This window comes from Streptomyces sp. NPDC005878 (assembly GCF_040629815.1).
Classification (GTDB): Bacteria; Actinomycetota; Actinomycetes; order Streptomycetales; family Streptomycetaceae; genus Streptomyces.
In genome coordinates, this window is sequence record NZ_JBEXWK010000011.1 from 123,575 (window position 1) to 144,446 (window position 20,872).

General features: G+C 71.7%; 24 protein-coding genes. 4 read left to right on the forward strand and 20 right to left on the reverse strand.

The window, feature by feature from the left end; genetic code table 11:
- Window positions 1–32: 32 nt before the first annotated feature.
- The 8 genes from ABZ404_RS18845 to ABZ404_RS18880 all read right to left on the reverse strand — a co-directional run bounded on the left by ABZ404_RS18845 (window position 33) and on the right by ABZ404_RS18880 (window position 4,020).
- Complete coding sequence (locus ABZ404_RS18845; protein ID WP_358832604.1) at window positions 33–446, reverse strand: gas vesicle protein K; 414 nt, start codon at window positions 444–446, stop codon at window positions 33–35.
- Window positions 436–726 (reverse strand): gas vesicle protein, encoded by a 291-nt coding sequence (locus tag ABZ404_RS18850; RefSeq protein WP_358832605.1) that lies wholly within the window; start codon window positions 724–726, stop codon window positions 436–438. The genes ABZ404_RS18845 and ABZ404_RS18850 overlap by 11 nt, the downstream gene beginning before the upstream one ends.
- The gene (locus ABZ404_RS18855; RefSeq protein WP_358832606.1) at window positions 723–1,643 is read right to left on the reverse strand and encodes a GvpL/GvpF family gas vesicle protein; all 921 of its coding nucleotides are present in this window, start codon (window positions 1,641–1,643) and stop codon (window positions 723–725) included. The genes ABZ404_RS18850 and ABZ404_RS18855 overlap by 4 nt, the downstream gene beginning before the upstream one ends.
- Window positions 1,640–2,065 carry a gas vesicle protein gene (locus ABZ404_RS18860; protein ID WP_358832607.1) on the reverse strand — a complete coding sequence of 142 codons (426 nt, stop codon included), beginning with the start codon at window positions 2,063–2,065 and terminating at the stop codon, window positions 1,640–1,642. The genes ABZ404_RS18855 and ABZ404_RS18860 overlap by 4 nt, the downstream gene beginning before the upstream one ends.
- Window positions 2,066–2,083: 18 nt before the next feature.
- Entirely contained in the window at window positions 2,084–2,332 is a 249-nt protein-coding gene (locus ABZ404_RS18865) for a gas vesicle protein GvpG (RefSeq protein WP_358832608.1), read from the reverse strand.
- A gap of 85 nt (window positions 2,333–2,417) precedes the next feature.
- On the reverse strand, window positions 2,418–3,134 hold the full coding sequence (locus ABZ404_RS18870; protein ID WP_358832609.1) for a GvpL/GvpF family gas vesicle protein: 717 nt from the start codon (window positions 3,132–3,134) through the stop codon (window positions 2,418–2,420).
- 3 nt (window positions 3,135–3,137) lie between these two features.
- Window positions 3,138–3,620 carry a gas vesicle structural protein GvpA gene (locus ABZ404_RS18875; protein ID WP_358832610.1) on the reverse strand — a complete coding sequence of 161 codons (483 nt, stop codon included), beginning with the start codon at window positions 3,618–3,620 and terminating at the stop codon, window positions 3,138–3,140.
- Window positions 3,621–3,645: 25 nt separating this feature from the next.
- Window positions 3,646–4,020, reverse strand: a complete 375-nt coding sequence (locus tag ABZ404_RS18880) for a gas vesicle protein (RefSeq protein WP_358832611.1) — start codon at window positions 4,018–4,020, stop codon at window positions 3,646–3,648.
- A 195-nt stretch (window positions 4,021–4,215) separates the two neighbouring features.
- Between ABZ404_RS18880 and ABZ404_RS18885 the strand changes: the two genes are divergently transcribed.
- Window positions 4,216–5,328 carry a histone protein gene (locus tag ABZ404_RS18885; protein ID WP_358832612.1) on the forward strand — a complete coding sequence of 371 codons (1,113 nt, stop codon included), beginning with the start codon at window positions 4,216–4,218 and terminating at the stop codon, window positions 5,326–5,328.
- Between the two features lie 3 nt (window positions 5,329–5,331).
- Complete coding sequence (locus tag ABZ404_RS18890) at window positions 5,332–6,423, forward strand: SRPBCC family protein (protein WP_358832613.1); 1,092 nt, start codon at window positions 5,332–5,334, stop codon at window positions 6,421–6,423.
- 183 nt (window positions 6,424–6,606) lie between these two features.
- On the opposite strand, the gene ABZ404_RS18895 is transcribed toward ABZ404_RS18890, so the two are convergent.
- From ABZ404_RS18895 to ABZ404_RS18905, 3 genes are all read right to left on the reverse strand, one after another.
- Window positions 6,607–6,780 carry a CsbD family protein gene (locus ABZ404_RS18895; RefSeq protein WP_358832614.1) on the reverse strand — a complete coding sequence of 58 codons (174 nt, stop codon included), beginning with the start codon at window positions 6,778–6,780 and terminating at the stop codon, window positions 6,607–6,609.
- Between the two features lie 146 nt (window positions 6,781–6,926).
- Entirely contained in the window at window positions 6,927–7,748 is an 822-nt protein-coding gene (locus ABZ404_RS18900; RefSeq protein ID WP_358832615.1) for a GNAT family N-acetyltransferase, read from the reverse strand.
- A gap of 181 nt (window positions 7,749–7,929) precedes the next feature.
- Complete coding sequence (locus tag ABZ404_RS18905) at window positions 7,930–8,142, reverse strand: cold-shock protein (protein ID WP_358832616.1); 213 nt, start codon at window positions 8,140–8,142, stop codon at window positions 7,930–7,932.
- Between the two features lie 242 nt (window positions 8,143–8,384).
- Here ABZ404_RS18905 and ABZ404_RS18910 point away from each other — a divergent pair, with 242 nt between their 5' ends.
- The gene (locus tag ABZ404_RS18910; protein WP_358832617.1) at window positions 8,385–9,224 is read left to right on the forward strand and encodes a DUF4328 domain-containing protein; all 840 of its coding nucleotides are present in this window, start codon (window positions 8,385–8,387) and stop codon (window positions 9,222–9,224) included.
- Window positions 9,225–9,236: 12 nt separating this feature from the next.
- Here the strand turns inward: ABZ404_RS18910 and ABZ404_RS18915 are convergent, their stop codons facing one another.
- From ABZ404_RS18915 to ABZ404_RS18955, 9 genes are all read right to left on the reverse strand, one after another.
- Window positions 9,237–9,674 carry a VOC family protein gene (locus tag ABZ404_RS18915; RefSeq protein ID WP_358832618.1) on the reverse strand — a complete coding sequence of 146 codons (438 nt, stop codon included), beginning with the start codon at window positions 9,672–9,674 and terminating at the stop codon, window positions 9,237–9,239.
- 292 nt (window positions 9,675–9,966) lie between these two features.
- A complete protein-coding gene (locus ABZ404_RS18920) occupies window positions 9,967–10,317 on the reverse strand; it encodes a beta/gamma crystallin domain-containing protein (RefSeq protein WP_358832619.1) in 351 nt (116 codons plus the stop codon).
- A gap of 330 nt (window positions 10,318–10,647) precedes the next feature.
- A complete protein-coding gene (locus ABZ404_RS18925; RefSeq protein WP_358832620.1) occupies window positions 10,648–11,148 on the reverse strand; it encodes a hypothetical protein in 501 nt (166 codons plus the stop codon).
- Between the two features lie 119 nt (window positions 11,149–11,267).
- Window positions 11,268–13,895: a tetratricopeptide repeat protein gene (locus ABZ404_RS18930; RefSeq protein WP_358832621.1), complete on the reverse strand. Its 2,628-nt coding sequence runs from the start codon at window positions 13,893–13,895 to the stop codon at window positions 11,268–11,270.
- Window positions 13,892–14,242 (reverse strand): hypothetical protein, encoded by a 351-nt coding sequence (locus ABZ404_RS18935; protein WP_358832622.1) that lies wholly within the window; start codon window positions 14,240–14,242, stop codon window positions 13,892–13,894. Before ABZ404_RS18935 ends, ABZ404_RS18930 begins: the two co-directional genes overlap by 4 nt.
- 260 nt (window positions 14,243–14,502) lie before the next feature.
- Window positions 14,503–15,519, reverse strand: a complete 1,017-nt coding sequence (locus tag ABZ404_RS18940; RefSeq protein WP_358832623.1) for a DUF5914 domain-containing protein — start codon at window positions 15,517–15,519, stop codon at window positions 14,503–14,505.
- Complete coding sequence (locus tag ABZ404_RS18945) at window positions 15,516–16,529, reverse strand: phytoene/squalene synthase family protein (RefSeq protein ID WP_358832624.1); 1,014 nt, start codon at window positions 16,527–16,529, stop codon at window positions 15,516–15,518. The genes ABZ404_RS18940 and ABZ404_RS18945 overlap by 4 nt, the downstream gene beginning before the upstream one ends.
- Window positions 16,526–18,058, reverse strand: a complete 1,533-nt coding sequence (gene crtI, locus ABZ404_RS18950; protein ID WP_358832625.1) for a phytoene desaturase family protein — start codon at window positions 18,056–18,058, stop codon at window positions 16,526–16,528. The genes ABZ404_RS18945 and crtI overlap by 4 nt, the downstream gene beginning before the upstream one ends.
- Entirely contained in the window at window positions 18,055–19,434 is a 1,380-nt protein-coding gene (locus ABZ404_RS18955; RefSeq protein ID WP_358832626.1) for a polyprenyl synthetase family protein, read from the reverse strand. Before ABZ404_RS18955 ends, crtI begins: the two co-directional genes overlap by 4 nt.
- Before the next feature lie 232 nt (window positions 19,435–19,666).
- Between ABZ404_RS18955 and ABZ404_RS18960 the strand changes: the two genes are divergently transcribed.
- Window positions 19,667–20,860 carry a lycopene cyclase family protein gene (locus ABZ404_RS18960; RefSeq protein ID WP_358990572.1) on the forward strand — a complete coding sequence of 398 codons (1,194 nt, stop codon included), beginning with the start codon at window positions 19,667–19,669 and terminating at the stop codon, window positions 20,858–20,860.
- Window positions 20,861–20,872: the final 12 nt, after the last annotated feature.

The following is a 20,872-nucleotide window of genomic DNA, read 5'->3' on the forward strand; positions in this document are numbered from 1 at the left end:
CAGCAAGTGGGGGCGGGGCGGGCAGGGGGCGGTCAGTCCTCGCGCGGGAGCAGTGTGCCCAGGGGGCCGAGGTCGAGGTTCAGGTCTTCCAGGGAGTAGCCGTGCTCGGCGCACAGGTCGGCGAGGCTGTCGTGGAGGGCGAGGAGGGTGGCCCCGAGTTCTTCTTCCTGGTCGTCGGTGAGGTCGCCGGCGTCCACACGGCGCAGGGCCTGGCGTTCGATGAGCTGGCGCAGGAGCTCGATGAGGGTGAGGACGAGTTTGAGGAGGTCCTCCCCCACGGTTTCGGGGTCGGTGTGGATGCGGTGGGCGGGATCGCCCGCTCCGGCGTCGCGCGAGGTGGGGGGCGCCTGGACCAGCCGGAACGCCCGCGCCATGGTGTCGCCCACGCTGTCCAGGCCTGGGTCGGCGCCGGGGCTGCGGGGCTCTTGGGAGTGGTCACGGTCCACGTCTGCCTGCCGGAAGGTCGTGCGCCCGGGAGGCATCCGCCAAAGAGGCATCCCTCTGGGAGTCAGCCGTCGGGGAGTCAGCCGTCTGGGAGCTGACGGACACGATGAGGGCGCGCAGCGAGATGCGGACGAGGTCGATGTCCGCGATCGACAGAACGATGTCGCCCGCCACGACCACTCCCCCGCTGAGCAGCCGGTCGAGGAGGTCGACCAGCGCGACCTGGCGGCCGGGCAACGGCTCGCGGTAGGGCGGCGGCCCGCCCGGCTCCGCGGGCGTCATGGCCCCTGCCCCTCGGATCCGCTCTGGTCCGCCGCCTCATCGGCTGTCATGGCGAAGGAGTACGGGGCCCAGGGGCCCGTCACCTCGACGCGGATGCCGGGGAACTCCCGGGCGGCCTGCTCGATGTCGGACCGGAACCGGTCGGCGTCTCCGTCGGGCACGAGGTACGCGTCGTTGACGACGTTTTCCCGGCGGTCTTCCCGGGGACCGGTGAGGGCTCCGCTCTGGGGGGCGTGCCGGACCCGGTGCGGGGTGTAGGCCGCGGCGATCACCTCGATGGACGCGGCCGCCTGCCGCGCCTCCTGGTAGACCGTCTCGCGGGCGTGGTGCTGCGCTTTGCGGCGCTGTAGGTATGCCTTGCCCGGTGTGGTGGGGCCGGGCCCGTCGGCGCTGCCGACGGGTGCGGCGGCGGGCGGCGGGGCCGCGCGGGTGAGGTAGAGCTTGACGCCGTATTCGGTATGGGCGTCGAGCTCGGCCAGGCGTCGCGCGAATACGGGCTGCTGTTCGGTCAGTGCCAGACGGGCCCGGCTGTCGTCCCGGTAGACGGTGGCCATGCGCAGGGGCAGGACTGTTTCCCGGGTGGCGATGGCCTGCACCACCTCGTGGTGGGCGCGCGCGACGCTTTCGAGCCACTCCAGGTCCTCGAAGTGGTCCTTGAGAGCCGTCTCGTTGAAGTCGTCGTACGGCACGGGGCTGACGACCAGGGCAAGAGGGGCGGGAACGGCCCCGGCGGCAGGGGCGTGCCCGGCGGCAGACGTGGACCCGGCGGCTGGGCTGGGCCCGGTCTCCGGGTCGGCGGCCAGCAGTACGACGGGAGTCCGGCCGACGCCCCGGAGCTCGGCGAGGAGTCCCCGCAGCGGCTCCGTCTGCCGGGTGACGGCATACACGTACGTGAGGGTGTCCTGTCCGGTGTTCACTGCGGGCGCCCCCGTGTCGTCCCACCGGGTGCTCCGCCGGACGCTCCGCCGGTCTCCTCGGTGTTCTCCAGAAGCTCGCGGCCGCCCGTCCGCCCCTTACGCAGCGCCTCCAGTTCGGCGCGCAGGCGGCGGTTCTCCTGCTCCAGGGGGCTGCCGGTGTGGCGGGACGACAGGGACGGGTCGTGCTCCCACCAGTCGATGCCCATCTCCTTGGCCTTGTCCACGGAGGCGACCAGGATGCGGAGTTTGATGGTCAGCAGCTCGATGTCGAGAAGGTTGATGCGGATGTCCCCGGCGATCACGATGCCCTTGTCCAGCACCCGCTCAAGGATGTCGGCGAGGCTGGACGAGGAGCTCTGCCCGTACGGCGTCGGCGCGCGGGAGGCGAAGGATCCGGGTCGGCCGGGCAAAGGTTCGCTCACGGGTGGCTCCCGGTGTCCTCAGGGCAGTTGCTGCCGGAACTCGGAGATCTCTTCCAGCCGGTCGAGCAGCTCGTCCTCCTGGCGGTCGAAGGTCTCCTGGTCGATCTCACCGCGCAGCAACTGCTGCTCCAGCTCGCCGAGCCGGCGCCAGACCGGTGCCGGGTCGTAGTACTCCTCCTCGGCCTTGTCGACCACACGCTGGGCGACCCAGGTGACGGCACGTACCGGAGCGACGGGCAGGGTGAAGAGGCTGGTCAGCAGTCCCATCCGGTCTCCCTCCTCTCCCTGGTGGCGCTGCGATGCTGCGATGCGGTTGGTCCGGTTCCGACGCCGGCGCCGGCGCCGGTCCGGATCACACGAAGCTGTAGGGCGGCAGGGGGCCGGAGAACCGCAGGTCGACACCGTCGCCGATCCCGCGGGCCAGCTCGGCCTCAGCCGCGCGGAGACCGTCCTGCTGCCCGTCCGGTACGAGCAGCGAGAGATTGAGAAGATCGTTCGACGCGGGCGGCCGGGCGATGTGTTCACGGGCGTAGGGGACGAGTGCTTCTGTGATGCCTGCGGCCAGGGTCTCCTGCCGGGCCTCCACCTCGCGGGCGACCAGTTCCCCCAGGGCCAGGGGCAGGCGCGGGTCCTGGTCGCCGCCGCGGATCCGCTCGTTGAGGTCCCGTGCCTCGGGCAGATCGTCGAGTATCTGCTGCAACAGGGGCGTCTCATCGGTCTGCGACGCGCGCACGTGGTACTCGGCGCAGCCGTCGAGGCGCTCAAGGGTGCTGAGGTAGCTCTCGGCGTTGCTCTCCAGGGCCTGGCGGACCGCGAGGTCGTCGGTGGCGATGTACCCGAACTGCAGCGGCAGGACCGAGCCGTCGGCCATCAGCCGCTCCTGGACCTCCTGGTGCGCGGTGAGGTCCCGGCGTTTGGGCCGGATCTCTTCGCTGATGTCGCTGACCACCGCGCACAGGGGACCGGCGGCGACGCTCCGCAGCGCTGTGGGTTCGGATCCGACACCGCTGACCCCGTCCAGGCGGCGGGGGTGGTCCTGGGCGGTGATCGAGTACACGTAGAGGGGCATCGCTTACTCCTTCTCCCGCTCCCGCCGTACGGGCCGCCGGGAGGGCCGGCGACGCCTGGGTGCCTCCTCGACCTCTTCCTCTTCCTCCGGCTCGGCGGACTCCGGCTGCGCGGACTTGGACGACTTGCCGGACAGGGCATCGGTCACGGCCTCCGCGGCCCCGCCGAGGGCTCCCTTGGTCTTCCCCCGCGCGCCGCCCTCGAGCATGTCGCCCATGACCTCCGGCAGCTGGGCGGGGGCCTTGCGGCCCGATTCGAGGTCGAGGCGGTTGCAGGCCTCGGCGAAACGGAGGTAGGTGTCGACGCTGGCGACCACGATCCGGGCGTCGATCTTGATGAGTTCGATGCCCACCAGCGAGACGCGGACGAAGACGTCGATGACCAGCCCGCGGTCGAGGATGAGTTCCAAGACGTCGTAGAGGCTGCCCGTGCCGCCGCCCCCTTGCCCTCGCGCGACGGGGCTGCCGCCCTGCGGCACCATGGTCATGGTGCCTCCTTCCGCCGGCGACGGTTCAGGTCTGCCGGTCGATCATGCCGCGGCTGTAGCGGCGGGTGCGTTCGTAAGAGATCAGCTCGCCCTCCTCGTCCAGCGCGACCCGGTAGCTGGCCATCACGCTGGTGGTGTCCGGGATCCGTTCCAGCTCCACCACCTCCACCTGCGCTTCCCAGCCGCCCTCGGCCGGTTTGAGCGAGGAGACCGATTCGGGGAAACGGCCCAGGAGTTCGGCGAGCTGGTCGGCCGCGGCGCGCATCGCCGCCGCCGCGCCGGGCCTGCCGGAACGGTGGCGGGGTGCGGCGCGCCGGGGCGCTGTGCTCTCCGGAGCTCCGTCCTCACCGGCGGCGTGCGACGAGGCGCGTCGGGGGTGTGCTGGTTCCGCTGCGGTCATGGATCCCTCCCTTGGGAAGACCGCCTCACAGAACCTAGAATGTCACCATATTCATGTATAAGTCTCGCCGTAGGGGCAGAAGTTTTTCGAGGACCGCCCAGGCTGGACCTCCCACTCCTCGATGGGCGGCACGACGTCGCAGCCGCCGCCCTCGGGCGAGTATTCAGTCCGTCAGCGCCCTGGTAGGGGATGATCATGGAGGACACCAGCAAGATCGCGCTCGCAGCCGCGCTGGCTGGGGGTTACGTACTCGGCCGAACGAAGAAGGGTCGCCTGGCGTTCACCGCGGCGACCTATCTCGCCGGACGCCGCTTCGGGCTCGGACCGGGGCAGCTGCTCAAGGAAGGCGCCTCCCGGCTCAAGGAGATGCCGCAGTTCGCCGACCTCGGTGAGCAGTTGCGCGGCGAAGCCCTCGACGCCGGCCGTCAGGCGCTGGCCACGGCCGCCAACCGCAAGCTCACCGACCTCGCCGGCTCCCTCCACGAACGCACCCTGGAACTGTCCCGCAGCGGCGCCGGTCGCGGCCGGGACCAAGAGGACGAGGGTCAGGAAGAGGAGTCCGACGAGGACGAGGAGCCGTACGAGGACGAGGACGAAGACGTAAACGCGGAGCGTTACGACGAGGAGGACGAGGAGGAGGAAGACGAAGAGGGCGGCGAGCCCGAGGACGAAGCGGAGGAAGAGGAAGAAGAGGAGCCCGAGGAGGAAGAGGAAGAACCGCCTCCCCCGCCGCCGCGCCGGACCCGTACTCCGGCCCGCGCCCGCGCCACCAGGACCTCCGCCCCCGCCAAGAAGGCCGCAGCGCGTCCCGCCCCCGCGAAGAGGGCGGCGGCCCCCGCGAAGAAGACAGCGACCGCCAAGCGCGCACCGGCCAAGAAAGCCGCCCCCGCCGAGAAGACTCCGGCGAAGAGTTCCCCGCCGGCCAAGAAGGCCACGGCAAAGAAGACCACGGCCAAGCAGACCCCGGCGAAGAGGACCGGGCAGAAGAAGACGGCGGAGAAGGCCCCGGCAAAGAGGACGACGACGAGGAAAGCCGCCAGCAGTAGGACGGCGTCGAAGAGCGCGGCCGCACCCGCCAAGAAGAGCACCGCATCCCGGACGGCCCCGTCGAAGCCGGCCGCGAAGAAGAGCAGTGCCGCGCCGCGCAAGAAGACGGCCGCGCAGAGCCCGGGACGTAGCCCGGGAGGTAGCCCGGGACGTAAGAGCGCCGCATCCAAGGCCTCTGCCAAGAAGACCACCGGCCGCACCCCGGCCCGGAAGACGGCCGCGAAGAAGACCGCGGCTCGCAAGACGGCCACGCGGAGGTAGGCCATGGCAACCTCAAACCGCTCCTCGTCCCAGCCCTCGGGGCTGGACCAGCTGCTGAAGGAAGCGTCCGGGTACCTCGGCGCCCAGGCCGACCAGCTCGCCGACAAGGTCACGGACAAACTCTCGGACCTCACCGACCAGCTCTACGACGTCGCCGACAACGGCGGCTCCCTCTCCGACGTCGCCGGCATCGGCGGTCGCCTCCTTGAGGGCGACTCCCCGTTGAAGGCCTTCGCCGGACAGAAGCTCGGCAACCTCAAGGACAAGGTGACCGACACCGTCTCGGGCCTCGGCGGCGGCGGCAAGGGCCGCGGCCGCAAGAGCGGCGGCAAGGTGGTCAACATCGTCGAGGCGCTCGACGTCGGCCTCCCCCTGCGTACGGTGTACGACTTCTGGACCCAGTACGAGGACTTCAGCGGATTCGCCAAGGGAGTCCGTGATGTCTCCCGTGGCGAGGAAACGGAGAGCGACTGGAAGGTCAAGGTGGGTCCCTCCACGCGGAGCTGGAAAGCCACCGTGCAGGAGCAGATACCCGACGACCGCATCGTGTGGACCTCCGAGGGCGCCAAGGGCACCACGCGGGGCTGCGTCAGCTTCCACGAGCTGGCCCCGACACTGACCCGCATCATCATCGTCGTCGAGTACTACCCCAGCGGGCTCTTCGAGAAGACCGGCAACCTGTGGCGGGCACAGGGCCGCCGCCTGCGCCTCGACCTCAAGAACTTCCTGCGCCACACCACCCTCACCACCGACGAACCGGAAGGCTGGCGCGGCGAGATCCGCGACGGCGAGGTCGTCCGGACCCACGAAGAAGCCCTGGAGGACGAAGAGAACGAGAACCCGGACGAGGAGGAGGAAGAGGAAGACGAGGAGGAGGGCGAGTACGCCGACCAGGACGACGGCGCCGAGACGGACGAGGAGGAGGACGAGTACGCGGACGAGGATGAGGACGACGGGGAGTACGCGGACGAGGATGAGGAGGCGGAGTACGCCGGAGAGGACGAGCCGGAGGGCGAACCGGACGAGGAGGAGGACGAGGACGAGGAGTACGAGCCCTCCCCGCCCCGGCGGCGCCGACGCTCACGGTCCGCGTGATACCGGCGGGTTCCGCGTGATACCGGCGGGTAGCGCGCGCCGACCTGCCGGAGTGTCCGCCGGAGTGCCTTTCTGCGTGCAGGTGCCCGCGTGCGAAACGCGAGAAGGCCGGCGGAACGTCTCCGCCGGCCTTCTCGACACCCGAGCGCCAATGCTTATCACTGCTTGAGCGTCAACGCTTGGTCAGTGCTTGAGTGCGTCCTTGGCCTTCTGACCGGCCTGTTTGACGTCACCCAGCGCCTGCTCTCCCCGCCCCTTGGCTTCCAGACTCTCGTTTCCCACAGCCCTGCCCGTGGTCTCCTTCACCTTGCCCTTGGTCGTCTTGCCAACGTTCTTGACCTTCTTGCCTGCACCCATGCCGCTCACCTCCACGCCACGGCAACGTGGGCTCGCTTCTGTCGTACCCCGCATGAACATCACTACGCATAACGGGCCAAACATGCGAAATCGCACGTGTAAGGTGCGCCGGGCACGGCATCCTGGCCAGCTCGGCCGTCTCGGCCTCAGCCGCCTTCACCCGTGAAGTCCAGCACCAGGTGGTCCTGGACCGGCCGGTACCCCAGCCGCCGGTAGAGCGCGTTGCTCGTCGGGTTGGCCAGGTCCGTGAACAGCACCACCCGCGCCGCTCCCCACCCCAGGGCAAGGCGGGTCGCGGCCACCGTGGCGACGGCCGCGAAGCCACGGCCGCGCAGGGCGGGCGGGGTGTAGACCGGTCCGATACGGGACTGGCCGGCCAGCACCCCCGAGGCGGCGGCCAGTGACACCGGGCCGTCCTCCGTCTCCCACAGAACCAGCTGTCCGGCGGCCGTACGCCGGGCGGCGGCAGCCGCGGCGCCGAGCGCGGTCGGCAGCGCCAGCTCGTCGAGGAACGCGGTCATCCATTCCGTGACCACCGGGAGATCCGCCTCGGTCGCGATACGGGCGCGGCCCGCGACCGGCGCCGGCTCGGCGAGCGTCGCCAGCTCGAACAGTCGCTCCTCCCGGTCCACCCGGTAGGGCCCCCAGGCCTCCCCGAAGGCGCGAGCGGTGGCCGTGGTGCCGTTCACCCCGACCAGCGTCTCTCCGCGCAACGCGCCGGCGAGTTCGCGGGCTGCATCGTCCGGCATCGTGCCGAGCACAGGCGGCATCCCCGGGGTCTGGACGTACGCGCCGCCCACTGTCTGCCCCGGCCCGGTCCACCACCCGAACCGGGCTCCTGGCCAGTGCCCTTCGCGCGCCCCCGCGCCGAGGGTGAGCAACACGGTGTTGCGGGCCGGGTCGGCAGCGAGGAAGGGGTCCGCGGCCACCAGGAAGGTTTCGACGTCGTCCGTGAGATGCCAGGTCATACCCGATCGTCTTACGGCACCAGGCCCCGGCGCACCCGTTTTTCCGCGCCCGCACGATGACGGGGGCTGGACGGTCAGACCGCGCGGCTGAGAGAGCGGTGGCCGCTGCCCCCACCGGGTGCCTGACTGAGTGCCGCAGCCGGCGCAACTGGCCGCCTGCGGCACTCAGTCCGCAAGCGGGCTACTCCGGACGTACCTGCGCAGCCTGCATGCCCTTCTGACCGCGCTCAGTGACGAAGGAGACCCTCTGGCCCTCCTTGAGGGACTTGAAACCGTCGCTCTCGATGGCCTTGAAGTGCACGAAGAGGTCGTCCCCGCCCCCTTCCGGGGTGATGAAACCGAACCCCTTCTCGTCGTTGAACCACTTCACCGTGCCGAGTTGCCTGTCGGACATGATCTACCCCAAGAGGTCGCGTGGCGGCCAAGCACCGCCCAACGGATCCTGGCACGCGGACGCGAGGTTCGGCTCGGAATGTCAACTATGAGCCACCGCGCGACGCATCATCGCCCGACCTCCCGTCCGCGGTCCCCGCCGGCGGACGAAAGGCAGGAACGTGGACGCCGCGCGGGCGGTGTCGTACAGTCCGCTGGCGCGCCAACCCGGAGGCGGGGCGCGATCAAAGGGGGCTCGGAAACATGGCTGGTGCACCGCTGAGAGCTGGCGAGTCCGAGGAGGAGGACTGGGCCAAGGGGTTCGAGACGTACGCCGGACTCGACGGCGACACTGTGCCGTCCCGCACGGCAGCGGCACGAGAGCCCAGGTTCCGCCCGGTACGAGGGCTGGCCATGGCCGTCACACTGCTGCTCGCGCTGGCCGCCGTCGCTGCCGCCTACGGACTCGTCGCCGACATCGGCGCCTTCCGGCACTCGGGACGGCCGCTGGTCCACGACGGTTACGACGCGAAGGCCTTCGCCCTGCTGGACGCTGACCGGGACCGACACAGCACGGCCGGCAGCCTGCAACTGTGGGCCATGACCGTGACGGCCGGCGTCTTCATCGCCTGGTTCCACCGGGTCCGGACCAACGCCGACGCCCTGGAGCCGCAGACGTGCTCCACGGGACCCGGCTGGGCCATCGGGGCCTGGTTCGTACCGTTGGTGAACCTCGTGATGCCATGGTTCATCGCACGCGAGGTGATCTACGCGAGCGACAGGTCCGCCCGCGGGGACGCCGCACGCCACGACGACGCGCCACGCAAGCCGTCGCTCACGCTTCTCAATGCGTGGTGGGCCGCCTGGGTCGTGTCGAAGGTGCTGCTCGTGATCGGTTCACGCCTGCCCGCAGCAGGCGATGAGATGGCTTCGGTACACCGGACTTCGGGCGTCTGGATCGGCGTCGACGCCCTGAACCTCGTGGCCGCGCTCCTCGCGGTTCTCCTTGTTCAGCGACTGACGCGTCTACAGCGGCGCGGGTACGAGCGGATGACGGCACCCCTGGCGCCTCCGGCGTCGTCCCCGGCACCCCGAAGCATCTGATCCGATCGGCCGTCAGTTCGTCTTCAGCTCTTGGGCGAGCATCACGAGGATGCCGCTGGGGCCGCGGACGTACGTGAGCTTGTAGACGTCCTCGTAGGTCGCCACACCGCGAAGCGGGAAGCATCCGTGTTTCGCGGCTGTCTCAAGGGCCTTGTCGATGTCGTCGACGGAGAAGGCGACGCGGTGCATGCCGATGTCGTTGGGACGAGTGGGCTGGGACTCGATCGCGTCGGGGTGGATGTACTCGAAGAGTTCGAGGCGCCCCTGACCGTCCGGCGTCTGGAGCATCGCGATTTTGGCGTGGTTGCCGTCGAGCCCGACGGCGGTGTCGGTCCACTCGCCGCTGACCGTGTCACGGCCGACGACCGTGAGGCCGAGATCCGTGAAGAAGGAGATCGTTTCTTCGAGGTCGCGAACAGCGATGCCGACGTTCTCAAGTCTGATGGCCATGCGCCGCATGCTACCGAGCCCGAGGCCGGTGACCGGGCGCTTGGGGCGAGGACGCCGGTAGGGCCGACGACCGCGCCCGCACCCTGTTCCAGTCGATCGGGGCTGCGGTTACGGAATCGCACAGAGAGCCGCAGCGCTGGCAGAAGGCCGCCGCCCTGGAAACTGGGAATTTCATGGCGTCGCCGATGCAGACGCAGGCCACGCGGGACTCGCGTGGCCTGCATCCGTCAGCCCGGCGGAGAGCATTTACCCCCATAGGCAATTCAGCGCCGGGGGTATATCCGCTCGCGCGTCAAAGGATTTCGATGTCCTTTATCCGCGGCGGACGGTTCGGGAAAGTAATGTCCGTCCACCGGTTGATGCGGACCGAGTCGCCGTTGACGTCGTAGTAGATCAGGTCGTTGTTGCCCGTCGAGATGCGGTCGACCCACCAACTACCGAAGGACATCCGGCCCTTGTTGGCGTAGCAGTCCACGCTGCTGCGGTCCAGGTGGGACCAGATCTTCAGGAAGTTCTCCCCGCCGCGGCACTCGACGTGGTTGATGGCGAACGCGTTGCCCGTGGGCATCGCGACCGTCATCGCCGTAGTGGCTGCCAACGCCACGATCACGGAACGGGCGACCCTCTTCGTCTTTGAGATCACAAGTTCTCCTTCATTCGATTGCCGAACGGGGAGGCCGCGTCATGACCGCACCAGCGGAGGCCTGCCGAAAAATTCTTCGCATACCCCCGTGCAGCCCTTCCGCAGTCTCGTCTCTCGGACTTGCCTGACGAATATCACGCAAGGCAGCTGCATACGGCAATCATCTACGACCCTCTGGGCCTGAATTACCCCCATGAATGTCCAGATCGAGATATGCCTGATGCTGCTTCCCTTACTCCATTTACCGGCCACGCGCCTCGGCAACAAAGGGCTGAACGGGCAGTACCGCGGGCATCATTTCCACCCGATGGTGCAACCGTCCCAGGAAGGTCAGTACTGCCAGTGGGGACGGCCGCTCACGATCCGGCAGTAGATCGTCCTGCCGTTCGCCGCATCGGTGGACCTCCCGAGGTCGGCTTTGCGGCAGAACTGACCGGCGTTGTAGCAGTTGCCGGCGTTGGAGACGATCTCGCAACTGCCGGAGTGGGCAGAGGTGGTGGCCGTCGTGCTGGCGTGGCTGCCCGGGGCCGGTGTCCTCGGGGCGTGCGGCTTGGGGGCGGAGGGCGCCGGGGTGTGCGGCTTCGCGCTCGCGCGGCTCGGCGTGGGCGCAGGAGCGGAGGAGCTGGTGGGCGGCGCGGGCGGAGAGGAGGGGGATGAGGACGGGGAGGGGGACGCGCTGGCGGAGGTGGCCGCGGCGGTCACCGCGGGCGGCGGCGAAGTCGCGACGGGGTTGCCGTCCTGGCAGCTCGCGAGGGTGAGGGCGGCCGCCAGGGCCGCGCCCATGACAGCGGCTCTGCGGCCCCTCCGGCGGGAGGGTCTGGGTATGCGCATGGCTGAGCACTCCTCGTACGGGATCCGGACGTGCGCGCGGCGTCCTTGCCGCTCGCGCCGCGCAGCAGGCTACGCTCCCGACGCCCGCCCCACGGGGCGAACCGGTGACCGGCTGGCGTCTAGGGTCGCTGAGGCTCGGTCAGGCCCGGAGTTGCCGGAGGCTCCGAGAATCCCCTGGTGTGGCCCATGCGGACCGCCCGGGACGACGGATGGGCGATGGCTCTGGTGGACGGGCCTTCCTCGATTCCGGGGCCGTGACGCAGCTGGTGTGCGCGTTCCATCAGCCGCCGGGCGTACGCGTGGTTGCCCCGGGCCCATTCGACCTTGGCGAGGAGGCGGTAGGCGTAGCTGAGCGCGGCGGGATCGTCGATCGCCGCGAACCGGTCGAGTGCCAGGCGCGCAGGGGGATACGCCTTCTCCGGGTCCCCGGTCTTGCGCAGCGCCTCGGCCACCGTCGCGAACGCGTGTGCCGCCCCTTCCCGATCGCCCCGCTCGTCCAGCAGCAGGGCCGCTCGTCGGGCCGGTTCCACCGCTTCCGGATGCTGCCCGGCGTAGATGCGCAGGGCCGCCTCACCGACGAGGCACTCGGCCAGCAGCCCCTGCTCCCCGCTCTCCTCCGCGTGGGAGCGTGCCTCGGTCTGGAACCGCAGGGCCTCGTCGACGAGGTCGGCGGCCAGGGCACGTTCGGCGAGGTCCATGAGGTGCCGGCCGTGCGCGGCCGCGTCCTGTGGGGCCCGCGCAGCCGCGCGTACCAGGGCGGCTCCCACGTCCTGGCGGGTGGCCCAGGAATCGGATGGGCTCAACGGTGGGCGAGACGGGCGAAGTTGGGTGCCCGAAAGGGCCAGTGTGGCCCGGGCCCGGGTCGTTCCCATGCTGTCGCTCCTGCTCGTGGCGTACCGATAGGCGGCCTCGGCCTCTTCCCTTGCTTCGGCGGGTCTTTCCTCCGCATGCAGGGCGCCGGCCACGTCGCAGCTCAGCTGGGCCGCCAGGCTCCACCCGTCCTCGCGCGCCGCCCTTGCCGCCGCGCGCAACTCCCCGAGCGCGGCGGCCCGCCACGCGCGCGAGCTGTCGTCCCGCACGGGCCCCAGCCGACTGCGCAGATGCGGATACAGGGAGGCCCGCCGCCGGACCACCGTCGGGGGCGTGGGGCGTGCATAGCCGCGGTACAGATCGTGGAAGGCGTAACGACCGCCCGCGCGCTGGAGGAGGCCGACGTCGACCAGCTCTTCCAGCATCAGTCCGCAGATGCCGGGGGGCAGATGGCACAGTGCGGCGGCGGAGTGGCGGTCGAAGTCCGGACCGGGATGGCTCGCGCAGTCCTGGAGCACCTGCTTCTGCTGGGCGCCGAGGGCTTCGTACGACACGGTGAAGGCCGTACGGACGCGATCGTCGTCGTCGTGCAGGTGTTGCAGCGGCCGGTCCGACTCCCGCATCGCGTCGAGGAGCAGGTCGGGCGGGGTGCGGCGGAGCCGGGCGGCGATGGGGCGCAGGGCGAGCGGGAAACAGCTCAGCAGTTCGGCGATTTCGGCGAGTTCGTCCGCGTGGCCGGTGAGTCCGCTGATGTCCTGGAGCAACGCCACCGCGTCGGCCACCCGCAGCGGGGCGAGGGCGTAGTGGCGCACCTGATGGGGTGCGAGGGCGGCGGCGAGTGAGGCACGGCTGGTGACCACGACCAGCGTGTCGTGCGGTGTCGCGTCGGTCCGGGAGAGGTCCGCCAGGGTCGTGATGTCGTCCAGCAGGACGACGGGCACCGCCACATCCGCGGTCCCGGGCTTCTCGTGATCGTCGGTGAGCCGGCGGTGGAGTTCCGCGGCGAGCGCCGACTTGCCGACTCCGGGAGGCCCATGGACGACCAGGACGCCCGGTCCCTCGGCCGCCAGCGCCGTGAGCTCCCGCAGTTCACGCTCGCGCCCGAACAGCCGGGTGGCGGGCAGTGGTTGCGGTGGGCCGGGCTCGCGATCGGCCTCGTGCGGGGTCGGCGCGCTGAACGCGAGGTTGTGGAAGATGGCGATCCGCTCGCCCGAGTTGTGGGCGCCGATCTGCGGGTGCTGGGGGTGCTCGCGCGTACTGAGGGTCTGATGCAGTCGGGCGTGGAGGGTGCCGAAGTCGAGGACCGGCCCGGCGTCGGGCACGCCCGTGCGCAGCAGTGTGAGCATCGCTCCGGTGAAGGCGGACAGCTCCTCGTCGACCAGGGAGTAGGCGACCTCGGTGGCCGCGCTCGACGTGAGGACGCAGACGCCGTCGATGTCGGCGGCCTGCCGCAGCAGGGTTTCGGGGGCGCTCATACCGCCTTCCACCGCGGCTCCGCTGAAGCAGCAGTCGAGGACCATGGCGCACTTGAGGCCGTGGCGCCGGTGTGCCGACCGTACTTCGTCGCGGATGTGCGCGTACGGCAGGGACCGCCACATCTGCTGTTCGTTGGAGTCGTGCAGGGCGAGGTGGAGTTCGGTGGGGCGGTCCGGGTGCAGCAGGCCGTGCCCGGCGTAGTAGACGAGCAGCGTGTCGGTGGCTTCGCCCACCGCGGCGTGGATGGCGCGCATGACGTCACCGCCGTCGGCCTCGCCGTCGAGAACGCGGCAGCTCGACGGGGCCAGGCCCCACACGGAGTCGTCGCACAGAGCGTCCCGCAGAGCGATGATGTTCCGTTGCACGGCGGGAAGTTGGGCCAGGCGGCCGGCCGCCGTGTACCGGGACACGCCGACGAGGACCGCCCGGGAGGCCGCCGGGTCGGACAGCAGAGTGGTCATGTGTCGGACGGCTCCCGATCTTCGCGGGCCCGCAGGATGCGCAGGACCTCCTCAGCCGTCCCCTCGATGATCGTCCCGTCGCTCTCGGTGATCCGCACGGTCGGCCTCCGCACGCCTCGGGGACGTCGCCAGGCGGCCGTGGTGACCAACAGCCCGAGCACGCCGACCGTACTGTTCGCCACGGCGATGATGGTGTCCAGGGACCCCATGGTCGTCGCCGGTGACGTGGCGGTGTCCGCGGGCTCGATGGTGATGCCCGCACGCGCCACGGACGGGTCGCGGCGCAGCCACCCGGTCAGGGCCGTGGCACTCGCGGCGCTCCCCGCGCTGATCCGTACCTCGGCCATCCGGCTCCCCCGTGGATCATGTGCCCAGTATCGGACCACCAAGGTCAGGATCCCAGCTCCGTCCGGCGAATGGGAGGACTTCCCCGGGTTTCCCCCGGCAGGAGGACAGGGGTTGCCGTTGCGGCGGTACCTGCGTGGCCCATCTTCTCGTCGATCTCGGTGTTGTACGGGTACGAGTCCTCGACCGTTGCAGAGGAGATCGGGTCGGTGCCGAGGTGGGAGGCGGGCCCGGTTGAGAGCCCTTCCGTACGCGTGGACGATCAGCCCGGGAAGCGGCCCGTGGAACGCAAGTGCCAGCGCCGTTCGGCATAGGCGAGGTCGTCGCGCCACAGCCGTCCGGCGGCGGCGCGGATCAAGGGACGCAGGACCGGGGCGGCCCGGCGTACCAGGGCGAAACCCACGCGGTCGGATGCGGCGACGACCGCCTCGACGACCGCGGTGCGCGGGCGGCCCCGCTCATCGGGTCCCAGTGGGGTCGCGTGCGTCTCCACGACGCTGCCGGCGCCCTCGCCTTGGGTGATGTGCATGACCACCGTGCGTGGTTCGGGCGCGGTGAACACCGCCCGTACCGGTACGACCAGCCGTCCGGCGACCTTGAACGAGACGTCCACGGTGAAGCCGTCGCCTTCCTCGTCCGGACTGCCCCCGGGTGTGGCCGGCACGGTGAGATCGACGAACGAGTACGGGTGGAACCACGCGCCGTGCCAGGGGTCCAGGCGGTTGGCCAGGACGTCCTCGGGCTCGCACGTCCCCACGCCCGTGTAGACGGCCGACACGGAACCGGCCGGTGCGGGGCGGACGGGCAGGACGGGCGCGTCGAGCGGCGGTTCGCCTCCCGCCTCGTCCAGGCGGACCCACACCAGCACCCCGTCGTCGTGTACGGGCCAGGGGCTCCAGCCCGCGTACGGGGTGCCGTCCAGGGCGAGTCCGTGCCAGTGGCACACCAGGCGTCCGCAGGTGACGGGGCTGTCCCTCAGCGGCGCCCCGAGGTGCGGGCAGATGCCGGGCCCTCCCACCGCACGGCCTTCGGCGTCGCGCCAGACGACGACCTCGTGCCCGGCCACGGTCCGCGCCAGTGGCCGGCCGCCGTCCAGATGGTGCGAGGCCCCCACGACGTACCAGTTCCCCGAGGGACGCGCCTGGGCGCGCTTGACGGCCGCCGCGATCACGCCCGGTTTCGCGTCGCGCCAGGTGGGGCGCTGCTGCCCCCAGGGAAGCGCTCGCCGGCGCAGGGACAGGGGCAGCCGGGCGCGCCGGGGCGCGGGGTCGGGCTTCATGCGACCTCCTCGTGAACGGGGTGGCGCGAGCTTTCGGACGGAGGTGACTGCGGTACGTACGCGGCCCGGCGTCGCCCGCGCACACGCAGCCGCGCCGCCGCCACGCGCACGAGCCCGTCGGCGGCGACCGTGGCACGGCGTCCGCGGGACACGGCCGCGCGGCGGTGCACCACGGCGTACCCGTCCGCGGCCACGGCGTCCAGGATGCCCCCGTACAGCACGCAGGCGGTACGGATGCACGGCCGCGAGACGTCGGCGAGCATGGGGATGCCGGGTACGGCCTGGCGGTAGACGCCTCGGGTCAGCGCTTCGAACTCGCGCAGCGCGGCGGTGATGCGCCGGTCGGGGCGGCCCGTCGCACGGCTCCACCGCAGCAGCGGCCGGTCGGCGCCGTGCGCCATGAGCAGGTCGGCGGGCAGGTACACCCGGCCGCGGTCGAGGTCCTCGCCCACGTCGCGCAGGAAGTTGGTGAGCTGGAAGGCGACTCCGAGCGCCGCCGCGTGCGGCGCGGCCGCCTCCCGGGGCGCGACCGTGCCCAGGACGGGCAGCATCTGGAGTCCGATCACGGCCGCGGATCCGTGCATGTAGGCGCGCAGATCGGCGTACGTGGCGTAGCCGGTGACCGACAGGTCCGCGTGCATCGCCGCCATGAAGTCGGCGAACAGGCGGTGGTCGATGGCGTACCGGCGTGCCGTGTCGGCGAGGGCCAGCACCACCGGCTCACTGCTGCCGCTCCCCCGCAGGCCCTCGGCCAGCGTGCAGTGCAGGGCACGGAGGGCGGCGTCGCGGTGTTCGACGCCGACGGCGGGGTCGAGGGTGTCGACGATGTCGTCGGCCCAGCGGGCGAATCCGTACAGGGCGTGCACGGCCGCCCGGTGCTCCACGGGCAGGAGGCGGGTGGCGAGGAAGTAGGTCCTGCCGTGACGGGCGTTGAGCCGGCGGCACTGCCGGTAGGCGTGGCGCAGTGCGGGGTCGGTGATGCCGGCGGCGTCGAGTTCGCGATCGGTCATGCGGGGCTCTCCTGGGGACGGACACGGCGGCCGTGCCGGTGTGCGCGGGCGGCCCCGGTGATGCGCACCGCCGCGAGCTTGCCCGAGAGCAGCACGGTGGGCACGCCGACGCCCGGTGTGGTGCCGCAGCCCGCGAGGACGGCGTTGTCGGTGCCGTGGACCAGGTTGCGGGGCCGGAAGGGGCCGGTCTGGGTGAAGGTGTGTGCCGCGGAGAAGGGGGTGCCCGCGGCGTGCCCGAGCGCGTGCCAGGAGGCCGGGGTGACCAGGCACTCCTCCTCGATGGCTGACGCGATGCCGTCGAGGCCGCGCCGTGCCAGCTCCCGCAGGAGGCTGTCGCGGTAGCGCGGCGCGAGGCCGCTCCACGCGGTGGCATCGGGTCCGATGTCGGTGTTGGGGCACGGCGCGAGGATGTAGTGCAGGTGTTTGCCGGGCGGCGCCAGGTCGGGGTCGGTGGCGGTGGGCCGGGTGATCAGCAGGGAGGGGTCGCTCATCAGGTGCCCGGTGCGGGTGAGTTCGTCGAAGGTGCTGTGCCAGGCCGCGCCGAAGGAGAGGGTGTGGTGGGCCAGGTCCGGCCAGGTCCGGTCGGTGCCCAGGTGCAGCACCACCGCGGACGGCGAGTGCCGCAGCCGCAGCGGCCGCCGGGGAGCGCGACCGAGGAGCCGGTAGGCGACGGGCAGATCGGTGGTGAGGACGACGGCGTCGCAGGGGATGCGCGCGTGGTCGGTGACGACGGCGGTGACGGTGCTGCCGGAGCGTTCCAGGCGTACCACCTCCTGTCCCAGGCGCAGTTCGGCGCCCGCGTCCACCGCGGCCGCCGCCATGGCCCGGGGCAGCGCGTGCATGCCGCCGCGGGGGAAGTACACCCCGGCGACGGTGTCCATGTAGGCGATGACCGCGTACGCGGCGAGCGCACGGGCCGGGGGGACTCCGGCGTACAGGGACTGGAAGGTGAACACGCGGCGCAGTCGCTCGTCCTTCAGGAAGCGCCCGACGCGGGCGTCGAGTCGCCCGAACCCGCCGAGGACGGCCAGCCGCGCCAGGTCGGTGGTGAGCAGGTTCAGCGGCGAGTCGAAGTTCGTGTCGATGAAGCGGCGCATCTGCGCGCGGTACACGCGCTGGAGCCAGTCACGCAGGTCGCGGTAGCCCGCTGCCTCCCGGGCCCCGGCGAAGCGCTCGACCTCCGCGCTCATCGCCTCCGCGTCGGTGTGCACGTCGAGGCCGCTGCCGTCGGCGAAGGCCGCGCGGTAGGCGGGGTGGAGCGCGATGAGCTCGACGCGTCGGTGGAGGCTGTCCCCCACCGCCGCGAAGGCCTCGTCGGCGAGGTCGGGCATGGTCAGGACGGTGGGACCGGTGTCGAGCCGGTAGCCGCCGAGGTGGAGGCTTCCGGCGCGGCCGCCGGGCCGGGTCTCGCGTTCGACGATCGTCACCCGCCGTCCGGCGCCCAGCAGGTGCAGGGCGGCGGACAGCCCGGCGAGCCCGGCTCCCACGACCACCACGTGATCGGTGCGCCCCGGCCCCGAGCGCGTCACGGACGCGCCCTCTCGCCGTGGCTCTCCAGGGCCGCGTCACCGCGCTCCACGAACCCCGGGCCACCGCGCTGCCCGTCCCCGCCGGCTGCCCGCGTACCGCCACCGCCTCCTCCCGCACCGGCCACGGTGTGCAGCAGCTCGCCCAGCCGCCGTCCGGCGACCCGGTCCAGGCCGGCGCTGTCGAGGTGGCGCAGCCCCTGGGTGACGAGTTCCTCGATCCGGGCCTCGGCGCTGTCCCTGACCCCCGTCGCCGTCAGGATCTGGCGGACCTGGTCAAGGTGGTCCCGCGTCAGGTCCGGGCGGCCCAGGGCGCCTTCGAGTACGGCCAGGGCGTGCCGGTCGCCGACGGCTTCGAGCCGTTCCCTGGCCAGGGCGATCAGATAGGTCGGCTTGCCCTCGCGGATGTCGCCGCCCGCGGGCTTGCCGGTGATCCGGGGGTCGCCGAAGACGTCATTGAGGTCGTCGCGCAGTTGGAAGGCCATCCCGACGCGCTGACCGGCGCGGCCCAGCTGGCGCCGCGTGGCCTCGTCCGCACCTGCCAGGGCGGCACCGAGTGCGAGTGGCCGTTCGACGGAGTAGCGGGCGCTCTTGAGGCACGCGGTCCGCCGCGCGCGGAGCATCGAGTGCGAAGCCGTGGCCTGACCGTGGACGTCCAAGTACTGCCCGGCGACCATCTCCGTCCGCATGTCGCTCCACAGGCGGCGCACCGCCGGGGCGGTCCCGGGTGCCGGGGGCGACTCGGCGAGCAGGTCGTCCGCCCAGGACAGCGCCAGGTCCCCGGCGAGGATCGCGGAGGCGCCGGCGAAGGAGGCGAGTCGTGCGGGCGGGACGGTGTGGGCGTACTGCTCGCGCACGTCGGTGTGGAGGGTCGGCCGCCCACGGCGCAGGGCGGATCCGTCGATGACGTCGTCGTGGATGAGCGCACAGGTCTGCAGCAGTTCGAGGGCGGCGCCGATCCGCAGCGCGGCCGCGACCGGCAGCCCGTCCGCGCCGCCGCACGCCCGCAGCGACCACCACAGCAGCTGGGAACGGCTCCGGGCGCCGCCCCGGCTGAACCGCGCGACCCGTTCGGCGATGTCCACGGCGAAGAGCGGATCCAGTACCCGTGCCCGCGCCACCCGGTCGGCCAGCACCTGCTCCAGTACGCGGCCCACGGCGGCCCGCACGTCCTGGTCCACCCGGTGTGCCGCGGCGGCCGCCGCGCACGGCGACTGCGCGGTGACGCGACGCGCGTGGCCCGCTGACGCGCGGGTGCGGCCATATGGCCGCACCCATGCGGTGGAAGCCGACACCGCTGCCGTGCGCGGCACGGACGGGGCGTCGTCCGTGGTGTGATCGGTCGCCGGTGAGCGGCGCATCCCGGTTCCTCTCGTCATGGTGCGTGCATCGCTTCGTCCCCCTCACTACGGGCCGGACGACCGGCACGGATGCACCGGGGGCGACCTGCGCCACGGACACTGGCGCATGTTTTCCCGCCGCTGGCCGGTTCGCGCACCGGTGGAGCGCAGTCACCCGGGCGAGTGGCCTGCATCCGATCGCGCCCCTGGACAGGAATGCTGGGGACGGGACGTCACCGAAAGCTGGAAGAACGGGAAGAAGGAGGCCGCCGTGTACGAGGTGGACGTCGCCATCGTCGGCGCGGGAGCCGCCGGACTGTCCCTGGCGCACCGGCTGTCCGCCCCCCGCTTCCGGACGCGCCCCCGCACGGTCGCCCTCATCGACGCGCCACCCGGGCCGCTGCGCCCGCCCCGCCGGACCTGGTGCTTCTGGGAACCGGGTCCCGGCCGCTTCGACGCGGCGGTCACCGCGTCGTGGCAGCGGCTGCGCACCCGGCCGCGCACCGGCGCACCCGTCGAGGGCGACATCGCGCCCCTGCGGTACAAGATGATCAGGTCGGACGCGTTCGAGGCGCTGGTGGCCGGACAACTGGCGAGCCACCCGGCCGTCCGGCGCCTGGAGGCCACCGTCGAGGCGGTGGAGGACAGCCACCTCGGGGCTCGCGTCCATCTGCGCGACGACCAGGACCGCCCGCGGGTGCTGCGCGCCCGCTGGGTGTTCGACTCCCGCCCCCTGGACAGCCTGCCCGCCGCGCGCACCACCCTCCTCCAGCACTTCCACGGTTGCTTCGTCCGCACCTCGCGTCCCGCCTTCGACCCGGCCACCGCCGATCTGATGGACTTCCGCACCCCGCAGCCCGCACGCGGTCTGTCCTTCGGCTACGTGCTGCCCCTCACGCCCCACGAGGCCCTGGTGGAGTACACCGAGTTCTCGCCTCAGGTGCTGACGCCGACTCAGTACGAGGCGGCGGTACGCCACTACGCCACCGCCGTGCTCGGCCTCGGCGAGCTGGAAGTGGTCTCCACCGAGACCGGCGTCATCCCGATGACGGACGCCCCGCTCACCCGCCAGACCGGCGCGTCCGTGTTCCGCATCGGCGCCGCGGGCGGCGCGACCCGCCCCGCGACCGGGTACACCTTCGCCGGACTGCAACGCCAGACCCGGGCGGTGGCCGCGGCACTGCACCAGGGCCGCAGACCCGTGCCGCCGCCCGCCCACTCGGCCCGCTCCCGCGCCATGGACGCCGTACTCCTGCGCGCCCTGGACAGCGGCCGGGTCGAGGGACCGGAGCTCTTCGCCCGTCTCTTCGCCGGCGTGCCGCTGGGGCGGCTCCTGCGGTTCCTGGACGGACGCACCCGCCTCCACCAGGACCTCGCCATCGGGCTGCGCACCCCCGTGGCCCCCATGCTGCGCTCGGCCCTGGAGCTGCCCTTCCTGCCCCGCCGCCCCTACGACCGCACCTGACCGCACACCGCT

What these genes read in the sequence shown, in the direction of transcription:
- ABZ404_RS18850 (WP_358832605.1), bottom strand. Translation starts at nt 726, where the DNA reads ATGACGCCCGCGGAGCCGGGCGGGCCGCCGCCCTACCGCGAGCCGTTG.
- ABZ404_RS18865 (WP_358832608.1), bottom strand. Translation starts at nt 2,332, where the DNA reads ATGGGACTGCTGACCAGCCTCTTCACCCTGCCCGTCGCTCCGGTACGT.
- ABZ404_RS18870 (WP_358832609.1), bottom strand. Translation starts at nt 3,134, where the DNA reads ATGCCCCTCTACGTGTACTCGATCACCGCCCAGGACCACCCCCGCCGC.
- ABZ404_RS18875 (WP_358832610.1), bottom strand. Translation starts at nt 3,620, where the DNA reads ATGACCATGGTGCCGCAGGGCGGCAGCCCCGTCGCGCGAGGGCAAGGG.
- ABZ404_RS18880 (WP_358832611.1), bottom strand. Translation starts at nt 4,020, where the DNA reads ATGACCGCAGCGGAACCAGCACACCCCCGACGCGCCTCGTCGCACGCC.
- ABZ404_RS18885 (WP_358832612.1), top strand. Translation starts at nt 4,216, where the DNA reads ATGGAGGACACCAGCAAGATCGCGCTCGCAGCCGCGCTGGCTGGGGGT.
- ABZ404_RS18890 (WP_358832613.1), top strand. Translation starts at nt 5,332, where the DNA reads ATGGCAACCTCAAACCGCTCCTCGTCCCAGCCCTCGGGGCTGGACCAG.
- ABZ404_RS18895 (WP_358832614.1), bottom strand. Translation starts at nt 6,780, where the DNA reads ATGGGTGCAGGCAAGAAGGTCAAGAACGTTGGCAAGACGACCAAGGGC.
- ABZ404_RS18900 (WP_358832615.1), bottom strand. Translation starts at nt 7,748, where the DNA reads ATGACCTGGCATCTCACGGACGACGTCGAAACCTTCCTGGTGGCCGCG.
- ABZ404_RS18905 (WP_358832616.1), bottom strand. Translation starts at nt 8,142, where the DNA reads ATGTCCGACAGGCAACTCGGCACGGTGAAGTGGTTCAACGACGAGAAG.
- ABZ404_RS18910 (WP_358832617.1), top strand. Translation starts at nt 8,385, where the DNA reads ATGGCTGGTGCACCGCTGAGAGCTGGCGAGTCCGAGGAGGAGGACTGG.
- ABZ404_RS18915 (WP_358832618.1), bottom strand. Translation starts at nt 9,674, where the DNA reads ATGGCCATCAGACTTGAGAACGTCGGCATCGCTGTTCGCGACCTCGAA.
- ABZ404_RS18925 (WP_358832620.1), bottom strand. Translation starts at nt 11,148, where the DNA reads ATGCGCATACCCAGACCCTCCCGCCGGAGGGGCCGCAGAGCCGCTGTC.
- ABZ404_RS18930 (WP_358832621.1), bottom strand. Translation starts at nt 13,895, where the DNA reads ATGACCACTCTGCTGTCCGACCCGGCGGCCTCCCGGGCGGTCCTCGTC.
- ABZ404_RS18935 (WP_358832622.1), bottom strand. Translation starts at nt 14,242, where the DNA reads ATGGCCGAGGTACGGATCAGCGCGGGGAGCGCCGCGAGTGCCACGGCC.
- ABZ404_RS18940 (WP_358832623.1), bottom strand. Translation starts at nt 15,519, where the DNA reads ATGAAGCCCGACCCCGCGCCCCGGCGCGCCCGGCTGCCCCTGTCCCTG.
- ABZ404_RS18945 (WP_358832624.1), bottom strand. Translation starts at nt 16,529, where the DNA reads ATGACCGATCGCGAACTCGACGCCGCCGGCATCACCGACCCCGCACTG.
- ABZ404_RS18955 (WP_358832626.1), bottom strand. Translation starts at nt 19,434, where the DNA reads ATGACGAGAGGAACCGGGATGCGCCGCTCACCGGCGACCGATCACACC.